We start from the raw sequence: 26930 nt of genomic DNA, 5'->3' as shown, positions 1-26930 counted from the left end.
ATAATGTTTTCTGATAATGACAAGATTTCTCTAAGGCAGTTTACACGTCTTTTGGTATTTGACCTTTTTAGTGTTTCGGGCTTGATTATTCCTAACCTTGCAGCCGCTTCCTCCGGCAGGGACGGGATATTAGCTATATGCCTCGGCACTCTGTATGCATTTATTTACGGATATCTGATACTTATATTATGCAAGCAGACAGGCGGAAGATATCTGAATTACTGTGATGATAATTTTGGGAGGTTTGTAACCTTTTTTGTTGCAATACCCTACATTGTTAAGCTGTTTTTGTGTCTGGTATTTTCGGCAAGAATTTTCGGACAGGTTATCAACCAGACATTGCTTGCAGATACGGATAACAGGATAATTATTTTGTTTCTTCTGATGGTTTCCGCCTATTCGGCCTCAAAGGGAATGGAGGTAAGGGCAAGAATAACAGAAATCATTTACTTTCTTGTAATGGTTCCAATCGTTCTTTTTCTCCTCTTAGGGATTCGCAAAGTAGACCCTGCCAATCTTACTCCTTTGTTTACGGAAAGCATGAAAGACATAGGAGCTGGCAGTTATCTGATATTATTGACTTTTAGCGCTTTAGAGATGATGATTTTTGCGGTTCCTATGATTCATTACCGGAAATCGGATATTAAAAAGGGTAAAAAGATGTATAATTATGCTGCAAGAGCAATAACCATAACCGGCATCTTAGATATTCTGATGTATGTCGTCACTATGGGGCTTCTTGGAAGAAAAGAAACAGCAGATAAGTTGTGGTCGGCTATTAGTATTTTTCAGATGGTAAAGCTTCCGGGAGGACTTGTGCAAAGGCAGGATGCCTTCATTCTTTCCATATGGCTGCTTAGTATCTTTACTCTGACCGGTGCGCTGTTTTATTATCTAAGTTATATTTCAGGGCATATTTTAAAGCTGTCCAACCGGAATTATCTGCTGGTACCTTTGATACTGCTTGTCTTTGGAGTGGCAGTCATACCAATTGACACCGAGCAGTTCTTCTATTATTTCAGAAGATATATGATGTATATCGGTATGCCCCAATCCTTAATTATCCCTTTATTGGTAGCATGTACCGGAAAGCTGAAGAAGTTCATAAACAAAAAGGCAGTTGTCAATACGGTATTTGCTTTCATAGTTGCAGCAGGAGCAGTGAGCTTAACCGGTTGCAGTGATATGACAGAAATTGAAGACAGAAATTTCATACAGGCGGTAGGAATTGATGCAAAAGGGAAGGATATGATAGAGGTTTATTATATCCTGCCGGACTTAAAAGTATTGACAAAGCAGGCGGCAGAGGATCCGAAGAGATTAAAGCTGGCTTTTGCGGACAAGGATTTTTCTGAAGTTGAAGAGGATTATAGTCTTGAAAATAATAAAAGGCTTGATTTCAGCCAGTTAAAGGCCATTATTCTTGGGGATGGCATATCAAAAAGCAAGGATAAAATGAATGCCTTCCTTACGTATGTGGAAAACAAATATGAACTTGGCAGGAATACGCCGGTATTTTTGGCGGAGGGCAAAGCCGGGGACATTATGGATTTAAACAGTGATATTGAGGGAGGTATCGGAGACTACTTAGCACAGTTAAGCCGTATAAATCTTAGAAATAACGGAATAAAAGAAATTGATGCAGGGGATTTAATCCTTGCCAGAAATGAAGGAAACAGAACCGTTATCCTTCCGATGCTTCATGCCGATGATAAGAAGATGAGAGTATCCGGTGTTGGTATTTATTCGGAAGGGGCGGTAGGCTTTTATGCAAATAAGGAGGAGAGTGACTTTATCTACTTTTCCTGTGGCTTTGGAAAGAATAAGGTCCTTTATCTGCCGGAGGATGATAAGAGCAATCTGCCCAAATATGTAATCAAGATAAACCGCATAACCAGAACTATGGAATTTCGTGAGGACAATGGAAAGCCCTATCTGGATATGATTGTGGAGGGCAGTGCTTCTATCCAAAAAGGTCTTGAGAAAAAAGAAGACAGAGCTAAAAATTCGGACATAGAAAAGATAGAAGAAGAATGCAATGCCTATGTAAGAGAAAATATCGCTAAAACGATCAAGTCCATCTGTATGGATGGAAAGCTGGATTACATGAATCTATACCCGATGACCGGTTACAGGAAGCGAAGCTTATGGCTTGATTACAAGGGTAGACAGGCTGACTTTCTAACGAATCTTTCGATAAATCTGAAAGTGGATTTTCATATTGAGTAAAGCAAAAACAGCCCATAACAGGTAGGTGTTATAGTAAGACTGGGCTGTAAGATAGTTCTATTCATAATCTAATAGGCCTTTAGTCTTTCAAGGACATCCTTTAAATCATTGTAAAGTTTCAGTAGCCATGATAAAATATAAGGGATAGTAGCAGACAGTAAGTTATCCTGGATTTTAATATTAACAAGAGGGAGAGGCATTTGAAAGACGAAAAGGAAACAAGAAAAAAGCTTCTTATAAGTGCAAAAAAGGAATTTATGGAGAAGGGCTATTTACAGGCTTCGCTTCGTAATATATGTAAGGATGCAGGTGTTACAACGGGAGCATTGTATTTCTTTTTTCAGGACAAAGAAGATTTATTTGCATCCTTAGTACAGGAGCCTTTAGATAAGATGTATGCATTAGTGATGAAACATTATGAGGATGAGAGGAATCAGCTACAGGGCGGAAGCATGGAGATGGATTCTTCTGATGAAGATTATGAAATGGTAACCCAGGTAATCCATTATTTGTATCAATATAGTTCCGAATTTCAACTGATTCTGGCAAAATCATATGGTTCACGGTTTGAGAACAGTATTGAACGATTTGTTGCCATTACACAGCAACACTACCGTATTTTATTGGATCAGATGGCGGAAAAGAAGCATATACAAAGGGTGGATGATTTTGTGATTCACTGGATAGCACACATGCATATTGATATATTTGTCCATATGATTAAACATGAAACGTCAGAAAAAGAGGCTATAGGCCATATGAGCCTTATTATAAAGTATTTATTCAAAGGCTGGTACGGGATGTTTGAAGGTTTAGAAAAAAAGTAAAAAATGCTTTATATTGTCACCAACCTAATAATTAAGAACAAAAGCTGTAATCCCATTATTTAAGCAGGGGTTACAGCTTTTGACTATTTACGACAAAACCTCAAAGATGAAATCAATGTATATAAATTCAATATAAGTTAATGTATATAAATAATAATACTTGACAAATGATGTAAACAGGAGTAACATAACGGTGTTATTAGGAAACAATTGTAAGTAAAACTACTTCATTAAAAGTTAATATAGAATATTTAATATATTAAAAAAGGATATATGTCTTTACCAATACATATATTAAAAAAATAAGCTGTAGATAACACTGTTATGTAATTGAATCTATTAAAAAGAAAAATATCACTCAAAAAAGATAATGAGCGAGGAGGTACGTATATCAAGCTGTACTATTATTTTTGCAAGAGGTGAAGGAAATTGACTTAGAGCAATATGTTTTTTTAGGTTTACTTCTGCCGGAAAGAAGTACCGGAAATAAGCATATTATTTGTTGGCTGTGATACTCAGCACAAAGTTAGATATAGCACAGTCTTATGGGAAACAATTATTGTTTTGGCAGCGGAGAATGGGAATGTGTGTCTGCGCTTTCACAGAAGAAATAGTGCATATTTATGAAGTAAAGCAGAAATCCTATTGTGTTTTTACAAAAGATTTCGGTGAATATTTGATAAAATCTCAAAAATTAATTATCGTTAAATTTGATACAAAGTGGAAAAAGCCGTGGAACGTCATTACATAATGAATTAACGGAAGTTTTTAATATGTTTGAAGTTCAATTAATACAAAAGAAATTAGGAGAAATCAAAATTATGGAAAGACTGAATGTTATTTATGAAGGACTGAATGAAGATGATATAAATATATTTTGCGATATGTTGTCATACATTTCACCCAAAATATTTAGTGTTAATAAAGAGAAGAACCAGGTAGTGCTGGAGGTAGAAGATGGTTATCAGGATGAGGTTAGAAATAATGTGAATGACCTTAGAGCTATGATAAATTCAAATGAAATGAAGAGTAATAGTAGAGTGAAGACAAAAATATTAAAGAATTTTACGGGAACTATATTAAATCAGGAGCCTATATTTGATGAATTGAAAGATAATGGAAGCATTATTGAAATTAGTAAAGGGGCATTTATTTACAGCGGTATCTTTTTAAAAGTATTTAAATATTTCTGCAGAAAGATAGATGAATATGGAAAGAAAAATTTTAGAGATATGATGGAGTATGAAGTCCCTGTATTGTTTCCTACAGAAATTTATGAGAAAGGAAAATATTTTGAGAATTTTCCTCATCATATTATGTTTCAAACTACTTTAAGTAATGATTTGAAAGTGCTAGAAGAATTCTCTAAGAATGGAACGAAAGATGGAAAAATCTTTGAAAAAATGAAAGTTCCTGATCTCGTGCTCAGGCATGCTGCATGTGTGCCAATTTATCCGATTCTGGAAAATAAAAAGATTGAGGGGAATCAATTACCTTTAAAATATATGGTCTCTGGGAAATGCTTTCGTAATGAAGGCAATAATGTCTTTGAATTAGCACGATTAAATGAGTTCTATATGAAAGAATACGTGTTTGTAGGAACCCAGGAACAGGTTACGGAAAACTTGGGAAAAGGTCGTAAGCTTTGGAAATATTGGATAGACTTATTTGGTTGGAAGGGTACGATAGAGACAGCAAGTGATTCTTTTTTTGCAAGTAATTATACTAAGCTGAAGATCTTCCAGATGCTTGGGGATTCTAAGCAAGAGCTGCGGTTGGAGCTGCCTGCATCTGATATGGCATCTGCTGTGAGTTCAACTAATGTACATCGAACGCATTTTACTAAAGAACATAATATTCGTTATGGAGAGGCTTACTGCTTAAGTGGCTGTATTGCATTTGGTATTGACAGATTGACGTATGCACTGCTTTGCCAGAAAGGTCTCGATATCTCAAAATGGGATCAAGAATCCAGAGCAGAAATATTTGATAAATAAGCCTAAAAGAAACATGTAGAAAGGGTATTACATTGTAAACAAATGATAATGTGATAGATGGTGAAAACTATGAATTATATTGCAAAATTGGTTGGAGTAGGGCAGGCGCTTCCAGAAAGAGTTGTTACCAGTGAAGAAATGGAAGCAATGATGGGATTTGACCAGCTTGGTATTCGTAAAGGAATGGCCAAGATATTGAGTGGGGTCTCTGAAAGAAGATTTGCTTCGGATGAAATTAATTCTTCAGATTTAGCGGTGGAGGCAGCAAAAGAAGCGATGGAAATGGCAGGGAAAAAGGCAGAGGACATTGATCTGGTTATTTTTTCAGCATTAACACAAGATGTGGCAGAACCTGCGACAGCCAATATTATTATGGATAAACTGAACATCCGTAATGCCAAAAGTTTTGATATAAAAAATGCCTGCAATGCATTTGTATGTGCTATAGAAATAGCAAATATGTATATAAAGTGTAATGATGTAAAGAATGTTCTCATTGCTTCGGGAGAAGTGCTAAGCCGTTTTGTAAAAATGGATTTGTTAAAAGATCCTGCGAAACTGAAAGATGTAAATTCTACATTTTCAGTGGGAGATGGAGGCGGAGCTATTGTTTTGGAACGACAGGAATCAGAAGAAGACTTTGGAATTATTACGGCTTTCCGCACATTTCCTGACACTTGGAGTGATGGTGTACTTTGGGGAGGAGGGACAATATATCCTCATGATCCGGATAAATTCTATTTTCAGAATGAATCGGAAGAATTAATGAAAATTAATTTTAAAAGAGCAATGAAATTTTTTGAAGAGCAGATGGAAAAAATGAAAATCGTAAGAGAAGAGATTGATTTGTTTATACCTACTCAGATAACCAAATATATTATCATCAAGTCCAGTGAAGTACTCAAACTTCCAGATGACAGAGTAGTTTCACAGATTGGTACCCTTGGTAATATGAGCACGGCTTCGATACCGGTGGCATTAAGCAGGGCCGTAAACAGCGGACAGCTAAAAATTGGAACAGGACAGAAAGTTGTTTTGCTTGGCGTTGCAAATGGGTTTAATGTGGGATTAGTATACATGTCAATTTAGGGGGGATAGAAATGAGATTAGCATTGGCAGAGACGGTAGCAGAGAAAATCAAGGGAAAATTTAACATAGAAGAAAGAATTGATTTGCAAGAATCATTTGTTGAAAATGGAATGTTACAATCTCTCCAGATTATGGAGCTGCTGTTTGAACTGGAGGAAATTTATGGAGTTGAATTTGATTTTAATTCGATTGACTTAAGTGACATTGAAAGTCCAAGAAAAATTGTTTCATTTATTAATAACATGCTGGGTGCTGATAAAGTTACACTCAGAGATATGATAAAATGCATTTGTAAGGAACATTTGGATCAAATTGCCATTACGTTTGATGCAGAAAAAATTTCTTACCAAAAACTGCTGACGAATATTGAGAACATGGTTGTCAATCTTATGGAACACGGTGTGAAAAAAGGATCAAAGATTGCTATTATTCTTGATAATTGCATGGAATATATTTATTCCTATCTTTCTACATTCTATATTGGGGCATTGCCAGTTTCAATTAATATCCGCTGGAAAAAAGATGAATTGTTTAGGGTGTTTGATGATGCAGAAATTGATTTTATAATTTGCTCGCAACAGGCAGGTAACATTCTATTTGGGAAATATGTTGCAGAATACAGTGAAAGTCATGGAGATATAAAGAAAATATTTTATTTAAAAGAAAATCAGTTTGGGGACAGGGGTGAACTGTTTCAAAGTTTATTACAACCAAGGAATATAGAAGAGGTAACCTTGGAGGAAATATATCCAAATGATTTTGCTATGATATCTTATACATCCGGAACCACAGGCATGCCAAAAGGTGTGGTTTTGAAAAACAATGATATTTACAAAATCTCGAAATATTCTGCAGAATACTGGGCTAGGAATGATAGCCCTCTCTCGATAGCTCCCTTATACTCTGCCCAGGGATTCTTAAGTCTTTTAATTAATTTTGCAGCAGAAAATGAATTTAAAATGATATCTTCCTTTAACCCGAATGACATTTTAAAAGAGGTATCAAAATGTGAAAATACCATGATACATACACAGCCGACAATGTGGACCTTGCTCCTAAATTGCAGGATTATTGATTTTACCAAGTTTGATGGATTAAAAACCCTTGTAGTGTCAGGGTCATTATGTAGCTCGGAACTTGCAAAAAGAATTGAAGAAAAGCTGAACTGTAAACTGATGAATGCATATGGATTGATTGAAGCAACCAGTGTGGTAACAATGACAAGACTGGATGATTCAGAAGACATCAGGTTTAATACCGTTGGGAGAGCGATACCTGGTGTGGAGCTGAAAATTGTAGATGAAAATCACGAAGAACTTTCGAAAGGCAAAATAGGAGAACTTGCAGTTCGTGGATACAATATGGCCGGATACTATAATAATCAGGAAAAAACAAGACAGGTGATAGACGATGAAGGCTGGCTTTATACCGGTGATTTGGCAAAATTCTATGACGAAGAGAATATTAGTATTGTAGGAAGATGTAAAGATATGATTATCCGCGGTGGATTCAATGTATACCCAAGTGACATTGAGGACTATATTTTAAAAATGCCAAATATACAGACTGCTGCAGTCGTTGGCAGAAAGCATGAGGTGCTGGGGGAAGAAATCATTGCTTTTGTTGTAGTAAAGGCAGGAAAAGATTTAACAGAACGTGACGTATTAAAATATCTTTTTAACAAGATTTCCAATTACAAAATTCCAGATAAAGTGTATATGATATCGGAAATGCCAATTATACTGGCTGGTAAAATAGATAAAAAGGTACTTATGGAGTGGGCGGAGAATGGTATTCCTGCAGAAAAGCAGGTATTGTTTTCCGAGTAAATCAGAATAGAGATTCAAAGGAGACAAAGGATGAAAGTAGATTATAAAGAGTTTGCAGAGTTTGTATGCGGAAGATACGGGATTTCAATTGAAGAGGCAGAAAAAGCGGATACTTTTATGGAATTGGGTATGGATTCACTTTCTATCTATAGTGTGATTGGGGAGATAGAAGAGAGATATGAGGTAGTGGTAGACACAGATGATATTACGGATATAAATTCTTTAAATCGTTTATATCAATATATAAGAAATAAGGTGGGAAAATAGGATGATTTTGGAAAAGATACAAGCGGAAGAAAACTTTACAGAGGCCGATATTGAGCAGGCTTTAGAAAATATCACACTTATGGGAAGCTGCTGTACAAGAATTGGCGGGATAAAAATTTGTATCTATGATGATAAAACAGAAATTTTGGCATGGCAATGCAATATGGCTGATGTGCAGGATTTTGATGTTAAGCTTCCTACAATTATTTCTATTGAAATAAATAAAGACAATAAAATTGAAAAAATTAATTTGTATAAAAAATTTAAAGGAAGTCAGGGAATTGCCTGCACAGGGAAGTATCTGAATAGAAGAATGAGACAAATACTTCTTGGAGAAGTATTTACACCCAATAATCCTGTGATTAAGGATTCTCTTATTCTGTTTTGCAGACATATCTACGAGTTGGTTTATGGCTCTTGTACGTTTTTGGAATACTGTAAGAAGAAGGAAATGACAAAGGGGCTGGTACAGGAAATAACCCAGGCCTTTTCCACCGAAACGGGACTTGAGTGTGTGGATAGGATTATAGTAAATGGAAAAGAGAGTATAACTAAAATCGACATAAACAATTTGATAAGGAATGTGAAATACAATAAGCAGGGTAAAATCGTACACGCAGAGAATATTGAGATTATCGGTTATGAATGGATTTTGGATGGGCAATGGAAAGAGATTCGCTCATTACAAGTATTGGAGGCAAATTCTAATAGTGAGTATGTAATGAAATTGATGAAAATTATATCTGCTTATTGGATAAAAAGCGGTAAAAATATAGAGATAAAGGAGAAGTTCTATTTCTCTCAAATTTGGGGACCTACTTTTTATGGCATTCTGTCACAGGCAATTGGTCTTGTTATGTTTAACAAAAACTATGCCTATTTTCAGCACTGTATTTATGGTATTCAACATACAGATGATGGTAGACCATTATGTATCGGCGTAGTAGATAATATCAGCGAAGCAGAGAAATACTTTGAAGGTTTTACAGTAGATGATTTGTATTAAAATTAATTAAGGTTGATGTTATAACAGATTGGATATCAGGAGGACAGAAAATGAGCTTTGTAGAATTTCAAGGTGTAACTAAAATATATAAATCGGGAGATGCAACAATTAAAGCGTTGGATAATATCCACTTTTCTTTTGAAAAGGGGAGTTTTGCGGTGATTCTGGGGCCGAGCGGTTCGGGAAAATCAACTCTACTGAATCTGCTTGGTGGCATGGATTTTGCTAGTGAAGGCAGTATTTTGGTAAATGAGATAAATATTACAAAAATGGACAAAGGTCAGTTAACTTTATATAGAAGAAATGACATTGGTTTTGTATTCCAGTTTTATAATATTTTGCCGAACCTAACAGCATATGAAAATATTGATATGGCATATAGGCTAAGCAAAAGTTCAATCAGTTCAGAAGAGGCTATTGAAGCTGTTGGGTTAAAGCATCGTATGAACAATTTCCCTTCACAATTATCTGGAGGAGAACTTCAAAGAGTTTCAATTGCAAGGGCACTTTGCAAGAATCCCAATATTATGCTTTGTGATGAACCTACCGGTGCTTTAGATAGTGAAACCGGAAAGATGATCCTTAAAATCTTGCAGGAAATGTCTGCTAAATATAATACTACAGTTATAATTGTAACTCATAATGCAGTGATTGCAGATATTGCAGATACAGTATTGAGACTGAAAGACGGAAAAGTGGAGAGTGTTGTAAAAAGTGATAATCCTCTTAAGGTAGAGGAGGTAGAGTGGTAAATGAAGTACTTGAGAGTTAAATTGAAAAGAGATTTACTGCATATGTTTCCGCAGTTCTTTTCAGTGTTTGTTATGGCCTTGTTATCAGTTACAATTTATTCCGGTATGGAAAGTGTATGGACTGGGATGGAACATGTATCAAATCAATTTTATCACAAAACGAATTTATGCGATGCATGGGTGTATGGCAGTCAGTTAGACAATGATGAGGTAGAGAAAATCAAAGGTATTGGCAGTGTCACGAAGGTCACACATTCAATGTCACTTGTCATGGATGTGGATTTACATGATACCAATGTTGCTACTGACTTAGATGTCATCACGATTTCTGATGATAAAAACCAAAAGCCTCTTATTATGAGTGGAGAAAAGTTTGATTACGAAGCATCGGGAATATGGTTAGATCAATCTTATGCAAAAAGTCATAATATTCAGGAAGGAGATACAATTAACATTTCTTATGGTAATGCTTCTGCTTCCGTAAAAGTAAATGGGCTAGTCTTAAGTCCGGAATTCATTTACTACACAGGTTCTGCAACTGAGACTATGCCGAATGCAGCAGTTCATGGCTATGGATACTGTAGTGAATTCCAGATAAAGGATATTCTGGGAACGATATCTTATAATCAAATTCGAATATCTGTAGAAAATGACTATAATCCAGATGACCTCAAAGATGAGGTGACGAGGGTACTGGGAGATAAATTCTATTATATGCAAACAAGAGATGACTTTACTTCTACAGCACAGATGGCTGATGAAATATCACAAACGATGAAAATGGCCCTCTTATTTACTTTTGTATTTATTCTTTTAGCATTATTGACAATGTATACAACTATGAGCCGTTTGGTTAAAAATCAGATAACTCAGATAGGAACAATGAAAGCACTAGGTCTTAAGAATTCAGAAATTCGAAGACATTATTTAATGTACGGTTTTATTATTCCGCTGATTGGTGGAACATTAGGTGTGGGCTTGGGAAAAGTAACAGTTGCAAAGGCTGTTGCTTCCGTAAAAAAGACGACGTTGACATTACCTGAATGGAAATTGGAAAACTCTTACGGAACTTATTTTATTATTGCATTAATTATTTTGATTTGTACCTTTGCGACTCTGTGGGCTGCCAACAAATCTCTAAAAGCGATGCCAGCAGAAACAATGCGTGGCATTGGAGAAAAACAAAAGAAAAGAAAGGCACCTAAGAGGAACAAGTCAAATGAATTAGGATATGCATGGACTTGGGTTACTCGTGATACATTTCGAAATAAAGTAAGGTATCTTATTGGGGTCATTGGAGTGGCAGGAAGTATGATGCTGATGATTGCAGGGGTTGGAATGCATGATTCCATTGGATATTCCAACGACTATGTATTCGATACACAATATAATTATGCGTATAAGGGAAGTATCAGTTTATATAATCATGAACGCTATGATTTAATTAATGAGAAAGTAGGAGCGAATAATCTGCAATGGATGAAACAGAGTGCCGTAGATATCATGACAAAAGGAGGAAAAGTTACAAGTGTAGTAACTATAATGGAAAATGGAAACTACATTTACTTAGAAGATATTCACACAGGCACAGATATTAAGCTTACTGATAAAGGAATTGTAATTTCAAATAAATTGGCAAAACAGCTAAAAGTGGATACTGGAGATGAAATTACTTTTAATGTCAGCGGAATATCAAAATCCTTTACCGAGAAAATAGCAGCAATTACCATGGCATTGACTCCTCAAAGTATTTATATTTCTGATATTGGATGGAAGAATATGGGAGAGACGTTTGAACCTACAGCAGTATTAATGGATAAAGATACTTATGATTCTCTAAAAAATACGGATTATTTTAGGGAATTAACGTCAATTAATCGTCAGAAAGAAAATATTGATGAGTTATCGAATAGCTGTAATACAATTATTAAGTTACTTATTCTTGCATCCTTCTTACTAAGCGTTGTAATCCTTTACAATCTGGGAATGGTAAATTATGAAGAACGCTACAGAGAATATGCCACGATGAAAGTTATGGGATTTACTAGGAGAGAAATTAGAAATATTGTTCTGGTTGATTGTGCACTTACTACTATTCCAGGGTGGATAATTGGTATTCCAGCCGGATATGCATTTTTAAGATTGTTTATACAGGTGGTTTCATTTGATTCTTATGACTGGGTTATGACATTGTATAGTAGTCATTTGGCAATAATATCGATATTTGTGATTGCATGCTCGGTAATTGTAAACCTAGTTATTTCTCATAAAGTACAAAAGATTATTATGACTGAAGCATTAAAATCTGTTGATTGAAGATGCTGTTAAAAGGTCTTGAGAAGGAGCAAAAGAAAAAATGACAAAGGAAATTATTGAATTTATTTCAGATTATTATGGCTTAAATATAACGGACATTCATGCAGATTCGGAACTTGTTGCAGACTTAGGTTTACAATCCTATGATGTTGTGGAAATGTGCTGTCAACTGGAAGAAAACTATATGATTGAAATATCAGAAGAGGATATTGTGAATATTAGAACGGTGCAGGAACTTTCTGATTATGTTACTCAAAAACAAATTGAGTTACAAAATTAAATCTTAGGTAAAAGGTGATAAGTGCATGGAAAATGAAAATATAACATTACAGATAAAGTTTAAGCAGGCTGTAACAAAATACGGGAAGTCTGCCGCATTACATATGGATCAATATACGTTGACTTATGAAGAACTGGATTATTGCTCCGACGTGATATGCAATATGCTTCGTGAAATCCTGAAAGATCAAAAAGAAGCAACGATTGCCATTTTGGTTAGTAATAGTTTTATGAAGTTTATATATATGCTTGGAGTATTAAAGGCAGGTTATACGTATGCTCCATTGGATTATAAATCTGCATTTGAACGTAATTTGAAAATTCTAGCTGTCGCAAATGCAGATGCACTTCTTACAGAAGAAAGATTTACTGATGAAGCAGAGGAAGTAATTAAAAGAGGCCTTTTGATAAAAAATGAGGTATTAATAGAGAATGTTTCCGAATTATTGAAAAAAGAGCGGAGAGAGTTCTATTCGGAATCAACACAAGAGCGAATTGCTTATGTCATTTTTACTTCTGGGTCTTCTGGCATTCCAAAAGGAGTCGAGGTACAGGATAAAGCTATTCTCAATTTTTGCAGTTCGGTTATTCATAGAATAGGAATATCCGAGAAAGATAAAACAATTGCACTGTCAAACTTTGGATTTGATGCTTCTGTTTTTGATATGTATCCATTTTTACTTTCAGGAGCAGAAATTTATCTGATAAAGGAGGAAGATAGAAAAGATATCATATCTTTAAACCAGTATATGATAAAGTCGTGCATTACCATTCAATGTATGACTACTGCATTATATCATTTGTTTTTAAATGTAGAAAATCCGGTTTTGGAGAAGCTTTGTGTCATTGGAGAAAAGATGCTCTTTTATAGAAAGAAAAACTATCGGATTTTCAATATGTATGGTCCAACGGAAGCAACGGTTTTGGTTACATTAACGGAGATAAGGCAATCAAGTTCTGATATACCAGTAGGGTATCCAATTGACAATACAGATATTTATATTGTCGACAAAGAGGGTAATAAAAAGTCCCTCAGGGAAAAAGGGGAAATTTGTATTGAGGGTATCTGTCTGGCAAAGGGTTATAGAAACAATCAGGAGGAAAATGATAAGCATTTCCATGAAGATTTAATTACAGGAAAACGCCGTTATTATACTGGTGATATTGGTATGATGGAAGAGGATGGAAACCTTCATTGTTATGGAAGAATTGACAGTCAGATTAAGTATCGTGGCTATCGTATTGAATTAGATGAAATCCGAAAAAATATCTTGCAGTATGAAAGTATTGAGGATGCAGTCGTGCTTTTTCTAGAAGAAGAAGTGGGGAATTTTATTGTGACAGCTTATTGTCAGAAACAGCCGGTTGATATAAAACAGTTAAAAATATTCTTGGAAAAACAGTTACCGGAATATATGATTCCACAAAAATGGTTTCTTATGGATCAGTTTCCTTTAAATGAAAATAAAAAAATTAATACGCAAGAAATCCGAAAAAAATTTTATGAAAAATATAATATGGATTCTTTAGGTAAAAGTGAAGATAAGGATATAGAGGAACGGTTGAAAAGCATATGGAGTGAGGTTTTAGCCTTAGAGAAAGGAAAGGATTTTAGGGCGGATGAAGAATTTACTGTACTTGGTGGAGATTCACTTCAGTCTTTAACAATGCTTTTAAGAGTGAATAAGGAATTTAATACACAGGTATTATTTGAGGAATTTATCGAAAATCCAACGATAGAAAGATTGGTTGAGATTGTAAAGAGAAGGAAATAATAATATGAATGTTGTGGAGTTTTTTGGAACTTTTGTAAAACCCAGGATTACAAAAGGGAAAAAAATTGTAATGCCTCTGGAAACAGGAAAAATTAATAATGATATCTGGTGTATACGTGACAAGGATGTAAATATGTTTCTGCTTCGCTTGGATAAGGGATTTATTGCCATAGATACCGGATATAAAAATAGTAAATATATTCAGCCGGGATTAAATAGTCTGGGAATTAGAGGGGAAGAAATATCACATATTCTAATTACACATTTAGATTTGGATCATGCTGGCGGAATAGATAAACGTTGTGCAAATCCATTTCCTAAAGCAAAAGTCTATTTAGGCAAGGAAGAACAGAAATATTTATCTGGAAAATACAGCAGAATGAGAAAGTTTGGCTTGGAATTAAAAACGCCAATTAAAACAGATAGGACAGATTACTTGTTAGAGGATATGGAAACCATAAAAATTGGTGATTACGAGATACAGGCAATATTGACACCGGGGCATACTTTGGGGCATCTTTCCTTTTTAGTTGATAAGAAATATCTGTTTGTTGGTGATACTTTGATTATAAACCATACAGGTGGTTATTGCTTTTATGATATGTGGAATGTAGACAGCAATTTGAATAGAAAATCTCTGGTTACCCTTGACCGAATTGCAAAAGAAAATAATTGCAGTTTGATTATTACTTCCCATACAGGGTATACAGATAATATCAATATGGCCTTTGCGCATAAAGAGATTTATTTGAATTGGAAAGAGAAAGGATTTATCTTTAGAGCAGATGCACCGGATAATTTATATATATAGCAGTAGAAGCTTTAGAAGCTTTACGGATTGTAGTGAAAAAAGAAACTATATTAGGAGATGAAGGAATTGTTTGATGTTAAAAACTTGCGAAATAAAATTGATAATTTAAAGCAAAATCATGGAAGCTTCTATAGTAATTCAATACTTATGAATAACATAATTGAAAAAATGGCGGCAGATGAAAATACTACTCTTGATATTACAAAAGATGGAGCTTTTATATTACAAAAGGAAAAGGAGTTTTTTAGATTATATTATTATCTTACTGATTCAGATAATGCTCTTGAGGTAAAAAAATATTTGCTACAAAAAGGCATTACAAAGCCTGTTATTATTGATGTAACAGGAAGAATAAATTCCGTCCAAAGACATGTTGCTAAAATGAAGGAAGAAGACATTAAACTACATGCGAGATATAATCGGTGGCTGTTATATAAAAAAAATAATAGCGAAGAAACCCGATTTTCGAGTATTAGTAATATGAATGAAATCTCTTGTGGATTTGCGAAAATCAGAGAAGAAAAAGTGGTTTTGAATATTTTTCAGGAGGCTTTTGAACCATACATATCCCATGTGCCTACAAAGGCAACAATTAGGGCCCATATTGAGAAAAATGAGATATGTACTATTTATAAAAATAGTGTTCTAATGGGAGCGTTTTGCTTTGAAAGGTTAGATAGTTCCAATGTGCATTTAAATGTGATTGCAATATCAAAAGAATATAGCGGTCTGGGATTAGGATTGATTTTATATGAATATGTATTACAATTGTTTTCGGAAAATACAAAGTTTATATGTTGGATTGATGAAACGAACATGCCAAGTATACGTATGCATCAGGCACTCGGATTTTCTAAGGATGAAAAGATGATATTTGATATATTAATATATAGTCCGTGAAATAACAGCTTGTTTAAAATACGAAGAAAGAGGAGAGTGGTTTAATGAAGACCAAGAAAACTATTGAAACGCTTGCTGAATTACTTCATTTTTCTGTTGCAGCTTGTAGGAATGCACCTATAGCATATATTCGGAATGCTGATAGCTCGGAAGAGACTTCATATCAGCAGTTTGAAAATGACGTGAAGTCAGCAGCACACAGTTATTCAGGCTATAATTTGAACAGGCGCCATGTTGCTTTGTGGGGGCCTTTGAGCTATGAATGGATGGTCAGCTTTTTTGCAATTATTTTAAGTGGAGGAGTGGCAGTTCTTTTAGATGCAGGATTCACAGTAGAAACAATTGAAATGTTAGTTGAACAATCCGATACAGAAATAATTATTTTGGGGTATGACTACGGAAAAAAGTTGACTTCCTATGTTAATAGTTCAAAGGTCTTTTGCATTGAACTATGGGATAAGGAAAAAGGACAGAGTGGAATAAGCGCTGAGAAATTGAATTTTGAGTTTTCTGATGTTTTGCCGGAACAAAATGCAGTGTTAGTATTTACTTCGGGGACAACTGGAAATTATAAAATGGTGCCCTTAACCCATAAAAATTTATGTAGCAATATTATGAGCTGCTATTATTATTTTGGAAATAGTATAAAATCATATGAAATAGTTATGCCATTATTGCCACCGAATCATATGTTCGGTTTGACAGCAGGGCTTTTAGTTCCTATATATTATGGCGCTGCCATCGGTTTTGGGGGAAGCTTAAAATATGTATCGAAAAGCATCACTCTGTTTCAACCTCAATATCTGGTTGTGGTTCCTGCTATTTTAGATAATATTTTTCATAAAATCCAATTACAGCTTAAAAACTATGGTCAAAAAAAGCTATCGGATGGTGATTACATACAAAACATCCTAGGGAGAAATTTAAAAGCAATTATTAGCGGTGGTGCGTTTCTTCAGCCAGAAATTTGTCAGGTATTGCAAAGGTATAAGATTAATGTATGCAACGGATATGGAATGACAGAGTGTTCACCTATTATTTCCTGCAACCCTATAGGAAAAGGAAAAAGTGGTTCAGTTGGTAAGCTTATTAATCCAAGGTTTGCCAAAGTACGTATTCAAAATGGCGAGATTATTATTCGTGGTGATACCGTCATGAAGGGTTACTATAAAAATGAAGAGGAAAATTATAAGATATTTGAAAAAGGGTGGCTAAAGACTGGAGATTTAGGATATCTGGATGAAGATAATTACCTGTTTTTAACTGGAAGAAAGAAAAATTTGATTATTTTAGCAGATGGTAATAATGTTTCTCCGGAAGAGTTGGAAAATGAATTAGAAAATAATCAACTGGTTAAAACAGTCTATGTGTGTGAAGAAAAAGATAGAAAATATTTAGTTGCTAACATTTATCCAAATTTAGAGTATGCACAGAAAAATAAAGTCACTGATTTACAGGAGGCGCTTGAGAAATTGATATATAGTGTCAATTTAAAGTTCCCGCCTTATAAAAGAATTTTTAAGTTTTACATTCATAACAACGACTTTGATAAGACTGCATTGGGTAAAATTAGAAGAGTATAGCTTTTCATAAAATGACATTTGGAGCAGAGCAGAAGTTTATCCTTGCATATTATTGGGGGGACGAATTATTGCTGGAGATAGGATTCTTGTAAGATGACTCCTTCATCATACATACCAATGATTCTATGTCAGTACCAATATCATTTGCAATAACAGAACACTTTGTGATAAGTAAATAAAAAATTTTTTTATTCTTCTCTTCACTTAAGCTCTCATAATTCCCTTGCCCTTTAGCAATCACAATATCTGCTTCATCGTAGACCTTAATAAATTTATCGCTTGCTCTGCTAAGTACTGTTCCAAGTGAATTATCTCCATTGCTTATTATTTTGGCATATTGGTTAATACCAACTGAATACGCGTCCGCTTCTATGGAGTCATTAATAACAGGTTTGCCTCTTACTCCAAAGTAAATATTAATAGCAGGATTACTTTCTTTTATTTTTTTTAGGAGTAGTTTATCCAGACAAATTTCACCACAATTATCACCGAGATAGAGAAGAGATTTACTCAATCCAATTTCTTTTATCAGTTTATTTGAATGATTAATGGAAAAGTTCAGATTGTTGATATTGTCAAAATATTCCATAATATTTTCTGCTTTATTGTTGGAAATGGGATTAAAATCTATTATATTTGCTAATGCTGCATATTTAAGTGCACATTCCAAGGGATTAGAAGCTTGATTTATACGCTTTTCAAATGTACTTAGCATCGATTGAAACATTGTATTATAATAATTCCTTATTTCAAAATAGGGATCATCATTTTTAATATGCTTTTTTAACAAGTCAAAGGTGGAACCAATAATTTCAGGGTTAGTTTTGTTAAAGTCAATCTTACTTAGATATTCAAATATGTCATGAAATAGTTTCTCTTTATTTTCAACCTTAGTGATATCAGCTACTTTGACAATTTGACTGACTAAACAAGGAAGGCAGCTATAATTTATTTGCATAATTTTACTCCAAAACTTTTTTATTTATTTTAATATGTTTCAAAACTACTTCTTATGATTAATATAGAACATTAAAATTTATATGTAAAGGAAAATATACTTAATATGTGAATACTTGGAAAATAAATATTATGAATGTGTTGCTTTTATAGAGGTACCGTTTGACCAAAACAGAGGAAATGTTTTATCAAAAATATGAGAGGGTTAGTAAATAAATAATATTCAGAAATATAAAAAACAAACAGATAAAAGGAGATAATATGAAAAAAGAAATATTTATTCCAACAGAATTAATAAATAGTTTTACGAAGCAAGTAATTGATAAATTTCCACAGAAGGCATTTGGATATTTTATTTCTTCTATTGAAGGCGGAAATCCAGACGAGTTTATTATGTTTAGTAATGATCAAAGAAATGAGTGGAAAGATATGTTTGAAGAATATGGAAATTACTATGTAAGAAACAATGATGCCGGATTCTTGGCAAATGAAGAAGAAGTATATGAAATTAATAAACTGATTAAAAATAAAGGTAAACATATTGTTGGAGTTTTTCATAGCCATCAGAGGCATCCGGCTATCTTTTCCACAGTCGACATAGATTTGCATCCATCACCAAAATTGTGGCATCTAATCATTTCATTGAGAAACATCGAATCACCTCAAATCAAAGCGTTTGAAATACAAGAAAATGTTCCTAACGAATTAGAAATTGTGAGAGTTAATCAACAATACGTATAAGTATCGATAAAAGACTTTTATAGATAAGGGGATAAAAATGAAAAATAAAGAATTGAACTATGTTAAGAATGTTATCAAATTAAATAATACTAGTAGTATTTATAAGGATTTAAAAGAAGTATTTGAGTTTGATGAAAATGGAATTCCTAAATTTGTAAATGGCGAGGCTTTATATTTAGCATGGCAAGCTATTAAAAATATATCATCAGACATGGAACAGGAACTAATGGAGCAAAGATTTTATAGAAACAGTGAAGAACGTTATAGAGAATCAATTCAGCATCACATGAAAAGAATAGATGGGAATAAATTTATGATGGGATCTGACAAAAATGCAAAAATAAAATATTGCGGAGAAGAACCTAAACATGAAGTACAATTAAATTCTTTTTTAGTAAGTGACATAGCAGTTTCTTCTGAATTATATAAGCAGTACAATCCCAAAGCAGAGATTACGGAATGCGATAATATGCCGGCGGGCAATTTATCTTGGTACGATGCCGTTATGTTTAGTAAATGGGTTAACTGTCGTTTACTTACAGAAGCAGAATGGGAATATGCAAGCAGAGGAGATTCAAAGGGAGACTGGTGTTGCGAGAAGGAAGAAGATCTTTCGAAATATGCATGGTATAGCGAAAATTCTGATGGATATATCCATGAAATAGGACGATTAGAACCTAATACATATGGTTTGTTTGATATTCATGGGAATTTATGGGAATGGTGTGCGGATAGTTATGAAAAGGATTATTATGCCCGGTCACCAATGTATTCTCCTTTGAATAATAGTAATACTTTTAAAAAGGTTTGTAGAGGAGGCAGTATTCATGCCTTTTCTGAAATGTGTAGGTGTAATTTTCGAAATTATGAATCAATCGATTTTTATGCTGCCGATGTTGGTATGCGATTAGCCAAAAATGTAGAATAGAGTAATTATTAAAAGTCGAGTCGAAAAAGAATTGTTACTAAATAAAGAGTGAAAATATATTTTAGAGACATCAGTACTTTGAAGGTAGCTAACTAATTAACAATGTGGCAAAGAGGCTGTGATTAGAACATATCTGAAACTACCTGTGTGGCTGGAGAGAGAAATTAATCACAGCATCTTGACAGAATAGCTTATACCTGGAAAATGGTAAAAAGCTATGACTATATAATACAAGGAGAGAAAAGATTATGAATTTAAAAGTTGTTTTACCAAGTTATTTATGTGAAGATGCAAATGAAAATGAACTGAATGTGTGCTGTTCTAACTTGCAGGGGTTATACAGTGTCTTATTAAAGGAGTGTTCCGGAATAGTAAATAAAATTTTTGATGAAGATAAGATGTTAAAGAGAGGTGTAATATTAGCACTTGATGGAAAAATGATTAATAAAAGCAATTATGACCAGATAGAATTTGGTGAACACAGTGTCCTTGAGATATTATTACAACTTGCTGGGGGCTGAGAAATAAAAAGAGAGGAACAAAAACGATGCAGCAATTATCGGAAGAACAATTAAAAAGGTATAGAAGGCAACTGATACTGAAAGATATTGGAGAAGAAGGGCAAAAAAAGCTGTTGGAAACAAAAGTTTTAATTATTGGAACAGGAGGGTTAGGATCTCCAGTCTCCTTATATTTAGCCGCAGCAGGAATCGGAAAATTAGGATTGGTTGATTGTGATTGTGTGGATCTAAGCAATTTGCAAAGACAAATTATACATAACATAGATACGGTGGGAATACCTAAAGTTGATTCTGCGAAGACTGTTTTGTCTCGGCTAAATAAGGATGTATGTGTGGAAATTTATAACTGCCTAATAGATGAAGAAAATGCGGAAAGCATCATACGTCATTATGATATTATTGTTAATGCTGTGGATAATTCTTTAACGAGATATATTGTAAATAAAGTATGTTGCAAGTTAAAAAGACCTTTAGTAGAAGGAGCGATTTTTAATTTTGAGGGGTATGTAACAACAATCATACCGGGAGAAACTGCCTGCTATGAATGTATTTATGAATATGAAGAAAATGATGAAAAATTAGAAATAGGAGTTATTGGTGCCTTACCAGGTGTTATCGGTTCCTTGCAGGCAATGGAAGTAATTAAGTATAGTCTGAATATTGGTAAACTATTAAAAAATGAGTTGCTATACTATAATGCATTGAATGCTAGTTTTAAACGGGTAAAACTTGAAAGAAATGTGGAATGTAAGGTATGCGGGACTGTATCTTGCAAGAAAAATTAGGAGGTAATGGTATGTTAGTTAATATGAAAAATATGCTAGAAGATGCGGTAAAAGGCGGATATGCAATTGGTCACTTTAATATAAATAACCTTGAGTGGACAAAAGCAATATTGGTTGCTGCGACAGAATGCAATTCTCCTGTAATATTAGGGGTTTCGGAAGGTGCAGCTAAATATATGGGAAGTTATAATACGGTTGTCGGTATGGTAAATGGACTTATAAAAGATCTTAGGATTAAAGTACCGATAGCCCTGCATTTAGACCATGGAAGCTATAATGGAACAATTGCAGCAATAAAATCAGGATTTTCGTCTGTCATGTTCGATGGATCCGGGTATTCTATAGATGAAAATTTGGTTCGAACTATGGAACTGGTTGAATTAGCAAATAAAAATTGCATTACGTTAGAGGCGGAAGTGGGAGCTATAGGTGGAGAAGAAGATGGAATCATTGGAGAAGGAGAAATTGCTTCAGCAGATGAATGTAAGCAGATTGCAACTTTAGGCATTACAGCTTTGGCAGCCGGAATTGGTAATATACATGGAAAATATCCTGAAAATTGGAAAGGATTAAATTTTGACGCACTGGCAGATATAAAAAAAGAAATTAAGGATATGCCTTTGGTTTTGCACGGCGGAACAGGGATTTCAGATGAAATGATAAAAAAGGCCATACAACTGGGAGTTGCGAAAGTTAATGTAAATACAGAATGCCAGATAGCATTTGCGCAGGCAACAAGAAGCTATATAGAAAACGGAAGTGATTTAGTAGGAAAAGGGTTTGACCCCAGAAAATTATTATATCCCGGATATGAAGCAATCAAACAGCTAGTAACAGAAAAAATCATACTCTTCGGATCAGATAATAAGGCGTAGACAGTAAAGTTACAAGTTAGCAAGAAATATCCATATTTAAGTATAGGTATTGCAATTATTATGAAGGAGACCAACTATTATGTTTACTATCATATTGTATATAATAATTGCTTTGACATTGCTTGTTTCTTTTTTCAAAAGTAAAGAAAAAACATGCCAGGCATTAAAATATGCATTCACATCTTTGATCGAGTTACTGCCAAAGTTGATTGGATTATTTTTAATAATAACAATATTACTTTCTTATTTGAATACTGAGTTTGTTTCTAAAATATTGGGTGAAAACTCTGGCGTTTTGGGCGTTTTTATTGCGTGTTTACTTGGTTCCATCGTAATTATACCTACCATGATTGCCTATCCAATGGCGGCAGAACTTTTAAAGATGGGAGCAGGTTACGCTCAAGTAACCGTATTTATAACAACAATAACAATGGTTGGTCTGCTTACGCTGCCCATGGAAATAGAGTTCTTTAGGAAAAATATTGCAATAAAAAGGAATGTACTTGCTATATTTTTTGCTATATTATCTTCTGCAGTTGTAACAATTATCATGTGAAGGGGACAAGTAATGTATGAAGAAGATGGTATATATGATAAAAGAATATAGTATTATTCTTTTAGCCCTGATATTGTATCTAATCATTTACTTTTTGGATTATGATAAGTTTAAATTTATTATTTCACCTCATGATTCCAGTTTCCTGGAAATGTTTATAGTGCTTCCACCTATTATGATATTGATAGGACTTATAAATGTATGGGTAAGTAAGGATTTAATGATAAAGCTTATGGGTGAAAATTCTGGAATGAAGGGAAGCATAGTAGCATTTTTGCTTGGTACAGTAGGGGTTGGTCCGTTGTATATGGCATTCCCGGTAGCGATTATGTTTTTAGAGAAAGGGGCTACCTTTTTTAATATATTTATTTTTATGGGAGCATGGGCAAGTATAAAAGTAACCCAGCTACTTTTTGAAATGCAAAGCTTAGGGGTGAAGTACACGCTAATAAGGCTTCTGCTTAACTTTATAAACATAGTTTTAACCGCTGCTATAATAAATACTTCTGTTTCAGAAAACGAAAAAAGAAGTTTGTCAAAAACATAAAAAGAATAGTGTCTACAAGGAGAAAGCATAGATATGAAAAGTTTTTGTGATATGTTATTATCAGCAATGAAAGAATTTGGTGATAATAATATGCTTTATTATAAACGGGAAAATGGAAATGTTGAATTATTTACAGGAAATGAGTTTTGTAAAAGAATACAAAGGGCAGAAGAATTATTTGTAAAGCTTGGACTGAGTAAAGGAGATAGAATTCTTATTTCTTCCCCTACGTCTCCTTACTACTTATTTGCTTTTTTAGGGGCTGTTAAAGCTGGAATAGTACCAATGCTTATTGATTACTCAATTACGAAAGAAGAGTATTCGGCTTTATTGGAATTGGGAGAAGTAAAAACAATAGTAACTATAGGCTCTCAATTACCTAAAATTCCTCAAGAATATTATGAAATGGTTCCTATTATAGAAATAGTAGATGATGTTACCCTTTATGATAAATCGATAGAGCAAGTAAGCAGTAGTTTGCCTAAAACTACAGAAGTTCATGAGGAAGTGGCCTTTATCCTTTTTTCGTCTGGTACAACAAGTAAAATGAAAGGTGTAGAAATGACTTTTGTGTCACAAACATTAATGTTTGAACAATTATTTCCTAAAATAGGTGTTGTGGAAAGAAAAACTCATGTATTATTAGTGCTGCCATTATTCCATGTAGCGGGTTTGGCAGCAGCATTTGCTGCTATATATTCCAGAAGTAAATTATATATGGTAGAAAACGTCAATCCAATAAAGATTTCAAATGTGTTTATAGAATTTAACCCTACATTTGTAGTTTTGGTACCTAAAATTTATGAAGCTTTTATGAACAAGGTTGAACAAAAAATCGCTGAGAAACCAAAAATTGCTGGAATTATAAATAATAAACTAATTAATTTATCTTTGTTAGTAAGAAAAAAATATAATATTAATTTAGGAAAGTATGTATTTGCTTCAATTAGAAAACAAATGTTTGGGAAGAATATGATGAATCTCATGTCGGGAGGTACGGCTCTGAATCCCAAGGTACTGAATTATTTTAATGCTCTAGGTTATGATATAATTAACGTATACGCCACAACAGAAACAAATGTTGGAGTAATAAGTACGGAATTGGGCAAGTATGATTCGATTCCCACCGGAAAAGTAACAGGAGAAATTATAAACGTTAAACTAATTAATATAGATCCAGATGGAATTGGTGAACTTGTTGTGAAAAGTCCTTGCTTATTTCGAAGTTATTTTAAGGATCAGGAAGCAACAAATGAAGCTTTTACAGAAGATGGTTACTTTAAAACAGGTGATTTAGCGATATCTCTCGGTGAGGATAGATATAAAATCACTGGACGTAGAAAGGAAGCTATTTTACTGCAAAATGGAGAAAAAATATCCCCGGAAGCGATAGAAGAAGTATATACCAAATTAAAAGTATTGAAGAATTTAAATTTTGCAGTATGTGGAGTACAATATTCGAATGAAACGGAATATGACACGGTAGTAATGTTTATTGAAGGGGATATTCTTCCAAAAGAACAGGCAAAAATCAGGCAATATTTAATGTTTGAAAATGGGAGCATACCATCCAATTATAGAGTTTCAAAACTTCTTTTTATTGATAAATTACCAAAAACTAGTGTGGGAAAAGTTCGGCGGTTTGATCTTAAACAAATAGCAATAGATTCTGAAAAAGGAAAAAAAGAGATTGTATCAGCAGAAAAATGTGTAGATGATTTATCTGGAATGGAAGGAAAAGTAAAAAAAAGTATTAGGAAATGCTCTACCATTAATTTGGAATATTTGGATATATTACCGGAAATGAATTTGTATAATAATTTGGCATATGATTCCTTAAGTATGTTTCAATTATGTTTATCTTTAGAGGAGACATTTGGAAAGGATTATAGTGCCTTTTTCTCAGCAGATACAACGGTACAGGATGTATATAATATGATAGATGGAAAGGAAAGCACAAAGGTCGAATTAGAATACGATTATGATGCGCGGGAGTATCCAATATTAAAAAACAAATTTGATACTAATTTTTTGAAATTTATAGAGAAGATTTTTATTAAAACATATAAAATTAGTTATATTGGAAAAGAAAATATTCCATTAAATACACCAGTTATTTTTTGCCCCAACCATATATCAGAACTGGATCCAATTCTTGTATTATCTGCATTTAATGAAAAAGAGAAAGAAAAGATATATTGTTTTTGTTGGGATAAATTTACTGCTACTAAATTAAAACGTTATTTCTTGAGACTTGTTAATGGATTACCAATTGATAGAAGATCAATTGGTAACGCAACCAATACATTACGTTTTGGTACTGAATTTATACGACAAGGGAAGAGCCTGGTCATATTTCCTGAAGGCACAAGGACATATGATGGCAATTTGGCAAATTTTCAAAATGGGGCAGCTTTACTGGCAAAAAATAATGATATACCTATTGTTCCGGTTACTTTAATAGGAGTTTATGACGCTTATTCAAAAGCTAGAAAAGGTTTACACTTTAGAAAAAATGGGAAACGAATAAAAATAAAAGTAATATTTAGCAAACCAATATATGGGACTGACGAGAGTGCCTGTAGTGTGATAAATAGTGTTAAAGATACAATTAGTAAAAACTTATATATTCAAACAAATAAATAAATTCAATATAATTTATGGCGTTAGTTATTAGCATGTAATATGAAATATGTTTCTGGGGAGAGATAAAGATTAGGATAGTATTTATGTATTTCAATAACAAAAAGTTTTGATAGGCGGTATGGTCGCTAGAATTAATAGGTAACAAAAAATCGTTTCTGGTCGAAAAAATGAATTACATTTAGCCGGATTCACCGTAAAGTTTGTCGATTTGTCAATGGTTTTGTGACTACTTCTCGGTAAATGAGTTAACAAGTTATGGACAAAATTGTCCATTTATCCATTACATAAAAAGTAGATTATCTGAATAGAGTAGAAAATCTTGTCATCAAATAAACGTGAAGAGGGATAACCTACTCACATCATGTCTGTACAAAAATGGAAAGCTCTGTTCCATGGAAGCCAGAGGTATAGCAAATAGGTGGTGACAAAGCCAGGTCCGTTATCTTAAAAAGATAGAGCTCAAAAAAATATATTAACCAGGTGATAGCTTCTGATAAATGTATAAGCTTTTATAAATCATTTTAGTGGTAAATTTACGTTCTAAGTTTGAAGGCCTTTTGAAAGTCGTTAAAAACCAATACAGACAAAAGCTTTGCTTATGGATAGAACTGAGGAAACTCAAGGAGTTTACTCTTGTAAATATGTAAGTATTTGTGGTATCATATCATCTATATGAAGAAATAAGGAAACGGTAAAAACAGCATGGGACTTGGT

At 33.7% G+C, this 26930-nt stretch carries 23 protein-coding genes; 22 read left to right on the top strand and 1 reads right to left on the bottom strand.

Annotated elements, in window-relative coordinates:
• Nucleotides 1–3: 3 nt before the first annotated feature.
• The 14 genes from BUF11_RS20850 (at nucleotide 4) to BUF11_RS20785 (ending at nucleotide 17660) form a co-directional block, all read left to right on the top strand.
• Nucleotides 4–2229, top strand: a complete 2226-nt coding sequence (locus BUF11_RS20850) for an endospore germination permease (RefSeq protein ID WP_073590814.1) — start codon at nucleotides 4–6, stop codon at nucleotides 2227–2229.
• Nucleotides 2230–2429: 200 nt separating this feature from the next.
• Nucleotides 2430–3056, top strand: coding sequence for a TetR/AcrR family transcriptional regulator (locus tag BUF11_RS20845; protein ID WP_073590813.1), 627 nt, complete (start codon nucleotides 2430–2432; stop codon nucleotides 3054–3056).
• A gap of 773 nt (nucleotides 3057–3829) precedes the next feature.
• Nucleotides 3830–5053 (top strand): aminoacyl--tRNA ligase-related protein, encoded by a 1224-nt coding sequence (locus BUF11_RS20840; RefSeq protein WP_084558799.1) that lies wholly within the window; start codon nucleotides 3830–3832, stop codon nucleotides 5051–5053.
• A gap of 69 nt (nucleotides 5054–5122) precedes the next feature.
• Nucleotides 5123–6142 (top strand): 3-oxoacyl-ACP synthase III family protein, encoded by a 1020-nt coding sequence (locus BUF11_RS20835; protein WP_073590812.1) that lies wholly within the window; start codon nucleotides 5123–5125, stop codon nucleotides 6140–6142.
• Between the two features lie 11 nt (nucleotides 6143–6153).
• Complete coding sequence (locus tag BUF11_RS20830) at nucleotides 6154–7971, top strand: AMP-binding protein (RefSeq protein WP_073590811.1); 1818 nt, start codon at nucleotides 6154–6156, stop codon at nucleotides 7969–7971.
• A 30-nt stretch (nucleotides 7972–8001) separates the two neighbouring features.
• A complete protein-coding gene (locus BUF11_RS20825; RefSeq protein ID WP_073590810.1) occupies nucleotides 8002–8238 on the top strand; it encodes an acyl carrier protein in 237 nt (78 codons plus the stop codon).
• Between the two features lies 1 nt (nucleotide 8239).
• Nucleotides 8240–9244, top strand: a complete 1005-nt coding sequence (locus BUF11_RS20820; RefSeq protein ID WP_073590809.1) for a hypothetical protein — start codon at nucleotides 8240–8242, stop codon at nucleotides 9242–9244.
• Nucleotides 9245–9294: 50 nt separating this feature from the next.
• Complete coding sequence (locus tag BUF11_RS20815) at nucleotides 9295–9996, top strand: ABC transporter ATP-binding protein (protein ID WP_073590808.1); 702 nt, start codon at nucleotides 9295–9297, stop codon at nucleotides 9994–9996.
• On the top strand, nucleotides 9997–12312 hold the full coding sequence (locus tag BUF11_RS20810; protein ID WP_073590807.1) for an ABC transporter permease: 2316 nt from the start codon (nucleotides 9997–9999) through the stop codon (nucleotides 12310–12312). It abuts the gene before it with no gap.
• Nucleotides 12313–12352: 40 nt separating this feature from the next.
• Nucleotides 12353–12592, top strand: a complete 240-nt coding sequence (locus BUF11_RS20805; protein ID WP_073590806.1) for an acyl carrier protein — start codon at nucleotides 12353–12355, stop codon at nucleotides 12590–12592.
• Nucleotides 12593–12617: 25 nt separating this feature from the next.
• The gene (locus BUF11_RS20800) at nucleotides 12618–14366 is read left to right on the top strand and encodes a non-ribosomal peptide synthetase (protein WP_073590805.1); all 1749 of its coding nucleotides are present in this window, start codon (nucleotides 12618–12620) and stop codon (nucleotides 14364–14366) included.
• Nucleotides 14367–14370: 4 nt separating this feature from the next.
• On the top strand, nucleotides 14371–15177 hold the full coding sequence (locus BUF11_RS20795) for an MBL fold metallo-hydrolase (RefSeq protein ID WP_073590804.1): 807 nt from the start codon (nucleotides 14371–14373) through the stop codon (nucleotides 15175–15177).
• 66 nt (nucleotides 15178–15243) lie between these two features.
• Nucleotides 15244–16077: a GNAT family N-acetyltransferase gene (locus tag BUF11_RS20790; RefSeq protein ID WP_073590803.1), complete on the top strand. Its 834-nt coding sequence runs from the start codon at nucleotides 15244–15246 to the stop codon at nucleotides 16075–16077.
• A gap of 44 nt (nucleotides 16078–16121) precedes the next feature.
• Nucleotides 16122–17660, top strand: a complete 1539-nt coding sequence (locus BUF11_RS20785) for an AMP-binding protein (protein ID WP_073590802.1) — start codon at nucleotides 16122–16124, stop codon at nucleotides 17658–17660.
• 49 nt (nucleotides 17661–17709) lie between these two features.
• Here the strand turns inward: BUF11_RS20785 and BUF11_RS20780 are convergent, their stop codons facing one another.
• On the bottom strand, nucleotides 17710–18618 hold the full coding sequence (locus BUF11_RS20780; RefSeq protein ID WP_073590801.1) for a damage-control phosphatase ARMT1 family protein: 909 nt from the start codon (nucleotides 18616–18618) through the stop codon (nucleotides 17710–17712).
• Nucleotides 18619–18878: 260 nt separating this feature from the next.
• Between BUF11_RS20780 and BUF11_RS20775 the strand changes: the two genes are divergently transcribed.
• The 8 genes from BUF11_RS20775 to BUF11_RS20740 all read left to right on the top strand — a co-directional run bounded on the left by BUF11_RS20775 (nucleotide 18879) and on the right by BUF11_RS20740 (nucleotide 26216).
• Nucleotides 18879–19358: a Mov34/MPN/PAD-1 family protein gene (locus BUF11_RS20775; protein WP_073590800.1), complete on the top strand. Its 480-nt coding sequence runs from the start codon at nucleotides 18879–18881 to the stop codon at nucleotides 19356–19358.
• Between the two features lie 37 nt (nucleotides 19359–19395).
• On the top strand, nucleotides 19396–20286 hold the full coding sequence (locus tag BUF11_RS20770) for a formylglycine-generating enzyme family protein (protein ID WP_073590799.1): 891 nt from the start codon (nucleotides 19396–19398) through the stop codon (nucleotides 20284–20286).
• 248 nt (nucleotides 20287–20534) lie between these two features.
• Nucleotides 20535–20807, top strand: coding sequence for a hypothetical protein (locus BUF11_RS20765; RefSeq protein WP_073590798.1), 273 nt, complete (start codon nucleotides 20535–20537; stop codon nucleotides 20805–20807).
• Between the two features lie 26 nt (nucleotides 20808–20833).
• On the top strand, nucleotides 20834–21592 hold the full coding sequence (locus BUF11_RS20760; protein ID WP_073590797.1) for a HesA/MoeB/ThiF family protein: 759 nt from the start codon (nucleotides 20834–20836) through the stop codon (nucleotides 21590–21592).
• A gap of 11 nt (nucleotides 21593–21603) precedes the next feature.
• On the top strand, nucleotides 21604–22467 hold the full coding sequence (fba, locus tag BUF11_RS20755; protein ID WP_073590796.1) for a class II fructose-1,6-bisphosphate aldolase: 864 nt from the start codon (nucleotides 21604–21606) through the stop codon (nucleotides 22465–22467).
• Between the two features lie 79 nt (nucleotides 22468–22546).
• The gene (locus BUF11_RS20750) at nucleotides 22547–23023 is read left to right on the top strand and encodes a hypothetical protein (protein ID WP_073590795.1); all 477 of its coding nucleotides are present in this window, start codon (nucleotides 22547–22549) and stop codon (nucleotides 23021–23023) included.
• A 16-nt stretch (nucleotides 23024–23039) separates the two neighbouring features.
• Nucleotides 23040–23570 (top strand): permease, encoded by a 531-nt coding sequence (locus BUF11_RS20745; RefSeq protein WP_073590794.1) that lies wholly within the window; start codon nucleotides 23040–23042, stop codon nucleotides 23568–23570.
• A gap of 33 nt (nucleotides 23571–23603) precedes the next feature.
• A complete protein-coding gene (locus BUF11_RS20740) occupies nucleotides 23604–26216 on the top strand; it encodes an AMP-binding protein (protein ID WP_073590793.1) in 2613 nt (870 codons plus the stop codon).
• Nucleotides 26217–26930: the final 714 nt, after the last annotated feature.

It is taken from the genome of Anaerocolumna xylanovorans DSM 12503 (assembly GCF_900143645.1).
Classification (GTDB): domain Bacteria; phylum Bacillota; class Clostridia; order Lachnospirales; family Lachnospiraceae; genus Anaerocolumna; species Anaerocolumna xylanovorans.
The sequence above is the reverse complement of the archived record's forward strand: the minus strand, read 5'-3'. Positions and strand labels throughout refer to the sequence as shown.

Excerpts from the sequence above, each read along its gene's own strand:
- BUF11_RS20850 (WP_073590814.1), top strand. The coding sequence starts at position 4 with ATGTTTTCTGATAATGACAAGATTTCTCTAAGGCAGTTTACACGTCTT.
- BUF11_RS20840 (WP_084558799.1), top strand. The coding sequence starts at position 3,830 with ATGTTTGAAGTTCAATTAATACAAAAGAAATTAGGAGAAATCAAAATT.
- BUF11_RS20835 (WP_073590812.1), top strand. The coding sequence starts at position 5,123 with ATGAATTATATTGCAAAATTGGTTGGAGTAGGGCAGGCGCTTCCAGAA.
- BUF11_RS20830 (WP_073590811.1), top strand. The coding sequence starts at position 6,154 with ATGAGATTAGCATTGGCAGAGACGGTAGCAGAGAAAATCAAGGGAAAA.
- BUF11_RS20825 (WP_073590810.1), top strand. The coding sequence starts at position 8,002 with ATGAAAGTAGATTATAAAGAGTTTGCAGAGTTTGTATGCGGAAGATAC.
- BUF11_RS20820 (WP_073590809.1), top strand. The coding sequence starts at position 8,240 with ATGATTTTGGAAAAGATACAAGCGGAAGAAAACTTTACAGAGGCCGAT.
- BUF11_RS20815 (WP_073590808.1), top strand. The coding sequence starts at position 9,295 with ATGAGCTTTGTAGAATTTCAAGGTGTAACTAAAATATATAAATCGGGA.
- BUF11_RS20810 (WP_073590807.1), top strand. The coding sequence starts at position 9,997 with ATGAAGTACTTGAGAGTTAAATTGAAAAGAGATTTACTGCATATGTTT.
- BUF11_RS20805 (WP_073590806.1), top strand. The coding sequence starts at position 12,353 with ATGACAAAGGAAATTATTGAATTTATTTCAGATTATTATGGCTTAAAT.
- BUF11_RS20800 (WP_073590805.1), top strand. The coding sequence starts at position 12,618 with ATGGAAAATGAAAATATAACATTACAGATAAAGTTTAAGCAGGCTGTA.
- BUF11_RS20795 (WP_073590804.1), top strand. The coding sequence starts at position 14,371 with ATGAATGTTGTGGAGTTTTTTGGAACTTTTGTAAAACCCAGGATTACA.
- BUF11_RS20785 (WP_073590802.1), top strand. The coding sequence starts at position 16,122 with ATGAAGACCAAGAAAACTATTGAAACGCTTGCTGAATTACTTCATTTT.
- BUF11_RS20780 (WP_073590801.1), bottom strand. The coding sequence starts at position 18,618 with ATGCAAATAAATTATAGCTGCCTTCCTTGTTTAGTCAGTCAAATTGTC.
- BUF11_RS20775 (WP_073590800.1), top strand. The coding sequence starts at position 18,879 with ATGAAAAAAGAAATATTTATTCCAACAGAATTAATAAATAGTTTTACG.
- BUF11_RS20770 (WP_073590799.1), top strand. The coding sequence starts at position 19,396 with ATGAAAAATAAAGAATTGAACTATGTTAAGAATGTTATCAAATTAAAT.
- BUF11_RS20765 (WP_073590798.1), top strand. The coding sequence starts at position 20,535 with ATGAATTTAAAAGTTGTTTTACCAAGTTATTTATGTGAAGATGCAAAT.
- BUF11_RS20760 (WP_073590797.1), top strand. The coding sequence starts at position 20,834 with ATGCAGCAATTATCGGAAGAACAATTAAAAAGGTATAGAAGGCAACTG.
- fba (WP_073590796.1), top strand. The coding sequence starts at position 21,604 with ATGTTAGTTAATATGAAAAATATGCTAGAAGATGCGGTAAAAGGCGGA.
- BUF11_RS20750 (WP_073590795.1), top strand. The coding sequence starts at position 22,547 with ATGTTTACTATCATATTGTATATAATAATTGCTTTGACATTGCTTGTT.
- BUF11_RS20745 (WP_073590794.1), top strand. The coding sequence starts at position 23,040 with ATGAAGAAGATGGTATATATGATAAAAGAATATAGTATTATTCTTTTA.
- BUF11_RS20740 (WP_073590793.1), top strand. The coding sequence starts at position 23,604 with ATGAAAAGTTTTTGTGATATGTTATTATCAGCAATGAAAGAATTTGGT.